Consider the following 9478-nt stretch of genomic DNA (forward strand, 5'->3'; position numbering starts at 1 on the left):
GTGCGATGAGTTTGGCTGATCGTGATGGTTTTATTTGGCAAGATGGAAAATTAGTGGATTGGCGTGATGCAAAAATTCATGTCTTAACTCACACACTACACTACAGTATGGGCGTCTTTGAAGGTGTCCGCGCCTATGAAACCCCAAATGGTACAGCAATCTTCCGTTTGCAAGATCACACTAAGCGCTTATTAAATTCAGCAAAAATTTATCAAATGAATGTTCCATTTGATCAAGCGACATTAGAACAAGCACAAATTGACGTTGTTCGTGAAAATAAATTAGCGTCTTGCTACCTTCGTCCATTAATTTGGATTGGCTCTGAGAAACTTGGTATTGCTGCAACAGATAACACGATTCATGCTGCTGTAGCTGCATGGGGTTGGGGCGCATATCTTGGTGAAGAAGCGATGGCACGTGGTATTCGTGTAAAAACTTCTTCATTCACTCACCATCATCCAAACGTGACGATGTGTAAAGCGAAAGCATGTGGTAACTACACAGTTTCTATCTTGGCACACCAAGAAGTCGCACGTTCAGGGTATGACGAAGCAATGTTGCTTGACCCTCAAGGTTTCGTCTGCCAAGGCGCTGGTGAGAATGTATTCTTGATCAAAGATGGCGTATTACATACACCTGATTTGGCTGGTGGTGCATTAGAAGGAATTACACGTCAAACGGTGATCACGATTGCTAAAGATTTAGGTTATGAAGTGATCGAACGCCGTATCACACGTGATGAATTCTATATCGCTGATGAAGCATTCTTCACAGGTACAGCTGCTGAGGTAACACCAATCCGTGAGTATGATGACCGTCAAATTGGTTGTGGTTCACGTGGTCCGATTACTACAGAAATTCAAAAGACTTTCTTTGATGCCGTCCAAGGTCGTAATGATAAATATGCAGATTGGTTAACTTACGTTAAATAAATAAAACTCTGCGAAGAAAGCGAAGCTCATGCTTCGCTTTTTTATTGAAACAATGTCAATAGATTGCAATTAAATCATCATTAATCTTTCATCTAACTTCTTTAGCTTGGTCACTAAGATCAAGAATAAAATCAGAGAACGAATGAAGATTACTGTAGTGGGTGCTGGCTATGTGGGTTTATCAAATGCCTTATTGTTTGCTAAGCAGCATGATGTGGTTTTACTAGATATTGATAAAAGTCGCGTAAAGTTATTAAATCAAAAAGTTTCGCCGATTAGTGATACTTGCATACAACACTATTTAACTGAGTCGCATCTTGAGGCAACGACTGAAAAAGAGCGTGCTTATCAGGATGCTAAGCTGATTATTATTGCAACCCCAACAAACTATAATCCTGAAACCAACTATTTTGATACTTCTAATATTGAATCTGTCATCGATGATATTCAAAAAATAAACCCAAAAGCGCTGATGATTATTAAATCTACAGTGCCTGTGGGCTATACCAAAGAAATTTCGAATAAGCTGAAACTTAAGAACTTAATCTTTGCTCCAGAGTTCTTGAGAGAGGGGCAGGCCTTACAAGATAATCTCTACCCATCTAGAATTATCGTAGGTGAAAAATCTAAACGCGCAGAAAAGATTGCGAAATTGTATTTAAAAGCCACGGTCAGAAAGGATGCAGTTTTACTCTGTGTCGACTCAACTGAAGCTGAGGCCATTAAACTATTTTCAAATACATATTTGGCAATGCGAGTAGCATTTTTTAATGAGTTGGACACGTATTGTATAAAAAACAAACTAAGTGCTTTGGATATTATTAAGGGTGTGGGTTTGGATCAACGCATCGGTGATCACTACAATAATCCTTCGTTTGGTTATGGAGGTTATTGCTTGCCTAAAGATACCAAACAGCTTTTAGCTAATTATGATGATACTCCTCAAGAACTGATTTCAGCGATCATTCGCTCTAACCAAACTCGCAAACAGGCGATCATTAAAGATATTAAGAGTCATAATGTTTCATGTGTGGGTATATTTCGCCTAACGATGAAAGCCGATTCAGATAATTTTAGAGAATCTGCTGTTCATGATGTATTACAAGGACTTGCTCAAGAGGGTATAAAGATTGTGATTTATGAGCCTACTTTGGATGTTAAAGAGTATTTGGGGCATCCAGTGATATGTAGTTTACAAAAATTTAAATCGGCTTCTGATCTGATTATTGTCAATCGTATGGTGCCGATGTTCAGTGATGTCATGGAAAAAATCTACACTCGAGATTTATTTGGTATCAATTGATCAGGTGATAAAAACATAAATGGCTTGAAGGGTTTGACGAATTAATAATAAAAAAAGTTACAAGGTCTATGCTAAGATAGCTCAACATTCAGTGCATATTGTTTTGACGATTTGGGATTATTTCCCGCGCATTTAAAATAATATCTAAGGCATTTAAGGTTAGCAGATGGCAGACATTCAACAAGATTCGGCAGCTCATGAAGACAATATTATTTTGTGCATGAAATGGGGAACCAAGTACGGTGCCGAGTATGTCAATCGTTTATATAATATGGTGCAACGCCATCTTACTTTACCTTTTAAAATGGTGTGCTTAACGGATCGTACAGAAGGTATTGATCCGAATGTACAATGCTTCCCGATTCCTCCATTAGATTTGCCTGCAGGAAGTCCAGAGCGTGGGTGGAATAAACTCTCAACTTTTGAACCTGATCTGTATGGTTTAAAAGGCAATGCACTGTTTTTAGATCTCGATGTTGTCATCGTTGATAACATAGATTGTTTCTTCCAAGAGCCAGGTGAGTTTCTGATTATTCATGACTGGAAGCGACCTTGGCGTATTACAGGGAATAGTTCTGTTTATCGTTTTAAGTTAGGGGCTTTTCCTGATATTTTGCCGTATTTTCGTGAAAACTTTGATGAAATTCGTCAAAAATTCCGCAATGAGCAAGCCTATTTATCTTGGTTTGTTCACAAAGAAGGAAAATTGAGTTATTGGAATGATCAGTGGTGTAAAAGCTATAAATATCATTGTCTAAGAAAAATTCCATTTGCTTATTTCCAAGCACCAGTAAAACCAGAAGGCGTTAAGATTATTATTTTCCACGGTGAAATTAATCCACCTGATGCAATCAATGGTGGTGGTGGTAAATGGTATCGTTATGTATTGCCATCAGATTGGATCAAGGATGCTTGGCAGTAAATCTGTATTTATGGAAGGTTTTGATTTATGAATCAGGGTTTACATCCGCTTGATATCGTCATCGCATGGGTTGATGGGAATGATATCTCTCTGAAAAATAAACGCCGTCAATTTATGAATCAAAACGAACCATCAAATGCTTTGGATGACACTCGTTTTGCAAGTAACGATGAAATCTATTTTTGCATCGCCTCAATTCTTAAGTATGTTCCATATGCAGGCACGATTTATGTCGTGACGGATCAGCAAACACCTTTGTGGTTAGACCAATTTTCCCAGCAAGGTTTATGTCCTGCTGAAAAAATAAAAATCGTTGATCATCAAGAATTATTTCGTGGATATGAGTTTGCTTTACCGACATTCAATTCATTAAGTATTGAAAGTATGTTGTGGAATATTGAAGGGATTTCAAATCATTTTATTTATTTGAATGATGATTTCTTTTTCAATCAACAGTCTGATTTAAGTGATTTTCTTATTGATGGTCAGATGGTGATATATGGACATTGGCAAGCAACACTCATCAAGAAAATGAAATATATTTTCCGAAAATTCTTACAGCAGAATTTTGGAAAGGTAGCTGAAGCGAAATATTCAACGGCTCAAATGTTGAGTGCAGATCGCGTGGGAATGACCAGATATTACGAAATTCATCATCGCCCTCATATTCTCAGTCGTGATTTGCTCAGTACTTTCTTTAAGAATAATAAAGAGCTTTTAGACCAGCAAATTCAGTTCAAATTTAGGAACATTGATCAATTGTTACCAGTGGGATTGTCTAATCATTTAGCAATTCAATCTGATCAAGCCGTTTTAAAAGATGATATTGATATTGCTTATTTAAAAGATGGTCGTGATTTGGAAAAATTTATATTAGCTTTATCTAATTCTGAGATTAAATTTGGCTGTATACAAAGTCTAGATCAATTGGAATCATTAGCTGAAGGACGCATCCGAGCCGCACTGATTCAAAAATTTACAGGGTTTTTACCCAGCCAAATTCAACCGACTACTGCGGTTTAAACGAAGGAAAGCAAATGAAAGTTGTGACTTATCTTATTAATTTAGACGGCAGTGATCAACGTTTAGCAAGCGCGACGGCTCAGCTCAATCAAGCGGGATGGGATTTTAGCCGATTCTCTGCTTATGATGGGCGAGGTAAAGCCTTATCTGAATTTGAAAACTATGATGATCTTGCTGCTCAGAAAATATTAGGGCGTAGTTTAATCAATTCTGAGTTGGGTTGTTATCTAAGTCACTACGGTTGTGCTGAAAAATTTCTAGAAACGGATGCTGATTATTTAGTTGTCTTAGAAGATGACATTGAAGTGTTGCCTAACTTTAAACAGAATCTTGAATCTTTATTAAGTTATTTAGATCAACATAAAGAGTTGAATTGGTATACCGTTAATATTGCTGCTAAAAAGAAAAAATTAGCAAAAGACATTGTTGAGTTTGATCATTATACCTTGTGGCATGCATATTATTTCCCAATACGTGGTGTAGGCTTGGTTTGGTCTCGAAAAGGAGCTGAACAGTTTGTACAACTGGGTAAAATCATGACCGTTCCAATCGATATTTTCTTCCAAAGTTGGTTAAGTAAAACAGGAAAAGGGCTTGGCGTTTGGCAGCCATTTGTGCAGCCAGCAGGTCTGGATAGTGATATTTTAGGTACTGTTGCTGCTCAAGGTATCAAACGGAAGCAACTTGAGAATCGAAGTGCTTCTCATGGATTTAAGAAGCAGAAGCGTATGTGGCGTGATCGCTTTTATGCAATTAAACATTTAATGTCTTGAGTCCTAGTTATGGACTGTAATAAATAATTTTCTCTATTTTGTTGAGTACATTTTATGAAGTTTTTTAAGAAGCTCTTCTATCTTTTGAAATTTTATACAATGTATTCAAACCAAAAAAGAGAAATCAATGAGTCAATAGATAACTACGCGGACCTGATCGTTCTCAATCCTGGTCAGCAAAATGCGGTTATTCCCAAAATTATCTGGATGTATTGGGAAGGCTCACTCCCTGAGTTTGTGCAGAAGTGCGTTGATAATATAAAAAAGAACAATCCAAACTATGTTGTAAACTTTTTAACACCTAATAATGTCAAAGAGTTTTGTGATATTGATTATGGTCGTTTAAAGCATGCGACACCACAACAGAAAGCTGATCTCATTCGATTTGAATTAATTTATCAACACGGTGGGATATGGTTAGATGCCAGTACAATTGTTTATGAAAATCTAGATTGGATTGAAAAGTTAGTTGCTCAACATCAAACGAACAGTTTTGCCTACTATCGAAAGAAAAATACTACTTGCCCAGACTTTCCTGTTTTAGAGAATTGGTTATTGGCAAGTTCTGCCAAAAATATGTTTTTTAAGTCTTGGTTTGAGGAGTTATTTAAAGCTATAGAATTAACACCAAAGGTTTATATTCAGCAGATTAAAGAAAATAACGAAAATTATCAGGACTATTTTCAAGAGATAGGCCGTTTAGAATATTTGGTTGCTTATGTTGCCTGCCAAAAAATTATGCGTACCACTTTACCGAGCATGACCTTGATTAACTGTGATCGGAATGCTTTTTTCTATCAAGTAAAAAATAAATGGATGAAAGAAAAAGTGTTGATTGATCTTGCCCTCAATTATCCGCCAGTTGAAAAGCCTAAGCTGATCAAACTGGCAGGAAAAGAAAGGGGAATATTAAGTCGTTATTACAGTAAAAAAATGTATTTTAACGACTCGTTTATTGATATCTAATCACTACTTTTTAGCAAGAAAGTTTTCTAATACTTTAAATTTTGGTCGTGTTTCAAAGTATTGTTCAGATGCTAATGACCCAACAATTGAGATATGACGTCCATCAAATGAATACGGTGTGTTTTTGGTTGCCATATGATCTGATTTAAATAGATCTGCTTGGCTTAACAATAATGTATTCGGATGTTCTGAAACGATTTTATTAATCACACTCGTTGCATATTTTTGCTTTGTAGCGAGTGGATTGTTCATATACTCATTTAGATTAAAGTCTCGCTCTAACCATATTGCACGTTTGAAAATTGAGCTGATGTTTTGATCAAAAGTATATGGTTCAGACATTACGATCACTTTCTTATTATTCATTTGTGCAACTTTGAGTAACTCACTAAATGAATTCTGCTGATTTTGACGAACAATATCAGTCCAACGACCAGCAAAAATAAGAACGTCATACTGAGCTATATGATTCTTCAGATAGTTTCGGTTGATTAAGCACTGCTGATAAGCTGTAGATGACTTGTCACCTGTAAACTCTTTATCAAGACTTGGATAGCACCAATTCGTACTGATCGTATGGATGTTCAAGTTTAGCTTTTTGCCTAGACGATCCCAAAATGGAATATTGTGACCTGCAAATGAATCTCCAAACAAAAGAGCTGATTTAGCATTTGTTGAGTTAGATGCTATATGACATTTTAATCCATTTTCTCCAACAGTCAGACTATGATCATCTTTAATGTTATAGAAACACCAACCATTCGAGACCATAGGCATCTGTATTTTCTCAATACGCTTTAGGTATTCTGCATTGGCTCGATTTTCTAACCCATCCTTACCTAGAAACTTATAAAATGGATAGAGAATCGCAATGCTTAAGATAAAAAGTAGATAAACATACTTTTTATTGATTTTATTCAGTTGAATACGACAAGGTTCAATATATTTGTAACTTAACCATCCTAAAACAAAAGATAATAAAAGAGCAAAACTGATATTGATAATACTTTTTTGAATTAGGAAATAGCTCAATAAAAATGAGATCGGCCAATGCCACAAATAAATAGAATATGAAGCACTGCCTAAACTCTGTATAAACTTGGGTTTCGTTAGTATAGAGTTTTGACGGTTGGCGATTAGAATTAAAACTGTACCCAAAACAGGAAGGGATGCAGCATAACCAGGCCAAGGCGTATCTTCGGTTAAAAAAATCAAGCTTAGCGCTAAAAGTCCAAAACCTGTATATTCAATAATTCTTTGCTTAATCGATGATAAAGAATATTGGTTAAAATAAAAGTACACCAGTCCACCTGCAATTAACTCCCATGCACGTGTTGAGAGTTTAAAGAAAGCATATATCGGATTTTCTGGTGTAAGTTTTACAGACAACAAAAATGAGCAAGAAAATAATATTAGAAGTAATATGCCTATATATTTAGTTTGTTTTGTAAGCTTTTTAAATGTGTACAAAATGATGGGAAAAAGGATGTAGAACTGCCATTCAACAGCTAAAGACCAGGTATGCAGTAATGCTTTATCATGTGAACTAGTTGCAAAATAGTCTCCTGATTGCTCATAGAAGAGATTATTTGATAAGAAAGTGAGACTGTATCTCGCATCTTTAGCAAAGTTTTTTAGATCTTCTGGGATAAACACAAATAGCCCCAAAGCCGTTAAAACTAAGACTAAGAATAATAGTGCGGGATAAATACGAATAATTCGAGATAAGTAAAAATCAACAAAAGAAAAATTATTGTGTTCAAGCTTTTCCACAATGATTTTTGTCATCAGATAGCCTGATATCACGAAGAAAACATCAACGCCCAGGTACCCAGCAGAGAAACCGAATACATTGAAATGGAAAAGAACAACAAAAACTACAGCATATGCTCGAAGTCCATTGATATCCGTTCGAAATTGCGATCCGATCATTAATAATTACTAAAAAGCAAAAATTATATTTTACAGAATCAAGGTTTGACGAGCGAGTTTGTATTAATTTTTTTAAATGATTCAACCGCACTATTTGGTGAAAGATTATAAACATCAATATGATTTTCTTTAAAAAATTCAGAAGCTGCATCAAATGCAGGTAATGTTAAATCTAAATATTGGTCTAACATTGTAGGTTGTTTGTTTTCTTTATCTTCATAAAATCTAGGCTGTGAAAAATTATTCATATCTAGACCAGCAATATAGATTTCTTTGAATCCAATAGAATATGCTACCTGTAATGCAACGTAAGCTACTGTAAAATAATCAAAAACAGCATTAAAGATATTGGTAGAGAAACCGAACTGACTATATAAATGAAAATAAGATTGAGATAGATCAACAGGCGTCTGTTTACCCATAAATAAATCAATCGTTTTATCTTGTGAAATAGTTTCGATCACTCTAATGGAGCATTTAATTGTATTAGGATGAATTCTTCTCAAGATTACGTCAAGACATCTTGGTGTTGTAAAAAGGGTACAATCACTCTGCAAGACTTTCATCACGAGGTCAAAACGATTACCCGTAAAGTTGTGATCGATAATTACATAATATTTGAAATGAATATAATCTAATGAAATTGCACCATTTACTCCGATGAAATCATATTCTGGATTATTGAAAATGTTATGGTCAATGTTCTTTACTGATGGTCCTGTTGCAACGAGGACACATTTCCTTTTGCTAGTTGTGACTTGATTCGTATTATCTGCGATTAATTTTTTACGGAAAAAGACTTTTTCTAAGTCACCCTGAGCATTACGCTGCACAGAAAAGTATGGCCAATAGCGACGATTATGCTTATATTCTTTAGGCAAACACATTTTATAAATAAACTTAGTGATATTTCTGAAAATATGATGAAAAAGAAAAGGTTGCATTGCTTGGCTCTTGGCAGATTACTTTTAAAAGATGACTATATTATTTAGCGTGCCAATTATATGTCAATTTCTTTAAAACAGTAGACTTCTTGCAAAAATCAAAAAACGATCAACGTTTTGTTTGTTTTTTATCCAGATTAAAAAGTCATGTTCTACTATCATCAGTACATGAAATATGAAAAAGTAAAGATGCTATCAAATAGTCAGTTTAAACGACTGATTGGAATACAACCCTCAACCTTTTTAGAAATGCTTGAAGTATTAGAGTCAAGCCAAGTCAATACTCAACGAGGTAGACCTTCGAGTCTTTCACTTGAAGACCAACTGTTAATGACGCTAAGTTATTGGCGTGAATATCGCACGCTCTTTCATGTTGCTATGAGTTATGGAATCCACGAATCAACTGCGTCCAGAATTATTCATAAAATAGAAAATATTTTAATAAAATCTGATAAATTTCATTTACCTAAGAAACTACCGCATGGTGCAGGGATAGATTGGAATGTTGTTATTGTCGATGCAACTGAAATGACAATTGAGCGTCCCAAAAAAACAGAAAAGATTCTACAGCGGTAAGAAAAAACGACATACGATCAAAGCTCAACTCATCATTCATTATGAAACGATGCAGATTATTTCATTAGGTCTTACACATGGGAGTACACATGATTTCCAGTTGTTTA

The 9478-nt window shown here is 35.3% G+C and carries 10 protein-coding genes; 8 read left to right on the forward strand and 2 right to left on the reverse strand.

Features of this window, described 5'->3' with window-relative positions; translation table 11 throughout:
- Window positions 1–5 precede the first annotated feature (5 nt).
- The 6 genes from MKL32_RS13820 to MKL32_RS13845 all read left to right on the forward strand — a co-directional run bounded on the left by MKL32_RS13820 (window position 6) and on the right by MKL32_RS13845 (window position 5919).
- A complete protein-coding gene (locus MKL32_RS13820) occupies window positions 6–932 on the forward strand; it encodes a branched-chain amino acid transaminase (protein WP_004950342.1) in 927 nt (308 codons plus the stop codon).
- A gap of 142 nt (window positions 933–1074) precedes the next feature.
- Window positions 1075–2235, forward strand: a complete 1161-nt coding sequence (locus MKL32_RS13825; protein WP_270900671.1) for a nucleotide sugar dehydrogenase — start codon at window positions 1075–1077, stop codon at window positions 2233–2235.
- A gap of 166 nt (window positions 2236–2401) precedes the next feature.
- Complete coding sequence (locus tag MKL32_RS13830; RefSeq protein WP_004950347.1) at window positions 2402–3157, forward strand: hypothetical protein; 756 nt, start codon at window positions 2402–2404, stop codon at window positions 3155–3157.
- A 27-nt stretch (window positions 3158–3184) separates the two neighbouring features.
- Window positions 3185–4180 carry a Stealth CR1 domain-containing protein gene (locus MKL32_RS13835; RefSeq protein ID WP_126132319.1) on the forward strand — a complete coding sequence of 332 codons (996 nt, stop codon included), beginning with the start codon at window positions 3185–3187 and terminating at the stop codon, window positions 4178–4180.
- Window positions 4181–4194: 14 nt separating this feature from the next.
- Window positions 4195–4953 carry a glycosyltransferase family 25 protein gene (locus tag MKL32_RS13840; RefSeq protein ID WP_126132320.1) on the forward strand — a complete coding sequence of 253 codons (759 nt, stop codon included), beginning with the start codon at window positions 4195–4197 and terminating at the stop codon, window positions 4951–4953.
- A 54-nt stretch (window positions 4954–5007) separates the two neighbouring features.
- Window positions 5008–5919 carry a glycosyltransferase family 32 protein gene (locus MKL32_RS13845; protein ID WP_004908936.1) on the forward strand — a complete coding sequence of 304 codons (912 nt, stop codon included), beginning with the start codon at window positions 5008–5010 and terminating at the stop codon, window positions 5917–5919.
- A 3-nt stretch (window positions 5920–5922) separates the two neighbouring features.
- Here the strand turns inward: MKL32_RS13845 and MKL32_RS13850 are convergent, their stop codons facing one another.
- Both MKL32_RS13850 and MKL32_RS13855 read right to left on the reverse strand, forming a co-directional pair.
- Window positions 5923–7851 (reverse strand): acyltransferase family protein, encoded by a 1929-nt coding sequence (locus tag MKL32_RS13850; protein WP_004964089.1) that lies wholly within the window; start codon window positions 7849–7851, stop codon window positions 5923–5925.
- 38 nt (window positions 7852–7889) lie between these two features.
- A complete protein-coding gene (locus MKL32_RS13855; protein ID WP_004964087.1) occupies window positions 7890–8795 on the reverse strand; it encodes a hypothetical protein in 906 nt (301 codons plus the stop codon).
- A 168-nt stretch (window positions 8796–8963) separates the two neighbouring features.
- Between MKL32_RS13855 and MKL32_RS13860 the strand changes: the two genes are divergently transcribed.
- A complete protein-coding gene (locus tag MKL32_RS13860) occupies window positions 8964–9371 on the forward strand; it encodes an IS5/IS1182 family transposase (protein ID WP_019509710.1) in 408 nt (135 codons plus the stop codon).
- Window positions 9331–9478: transposase (locus MKL32_RS16250; protein WP_442866712.1), on the forward strand; the 148-nt coding region annotated here is incomplete at its 3' end. The genes MKL32_RS13860 and MKL32_RS16250, both read left to right, overlap by 41 nt.

The sequence above is a fragment of the Acinetobacter sp. AOR34_HL genome (assembly GCF_027854795.1).
GTDB classification, from domain to species: domain Bacteria; phylum Pseudomonadota; class Gammaproteobacteria; order Pseudomonadales; family Moraxellaceae; genus Acinetobacter; species Acinetobacter junii.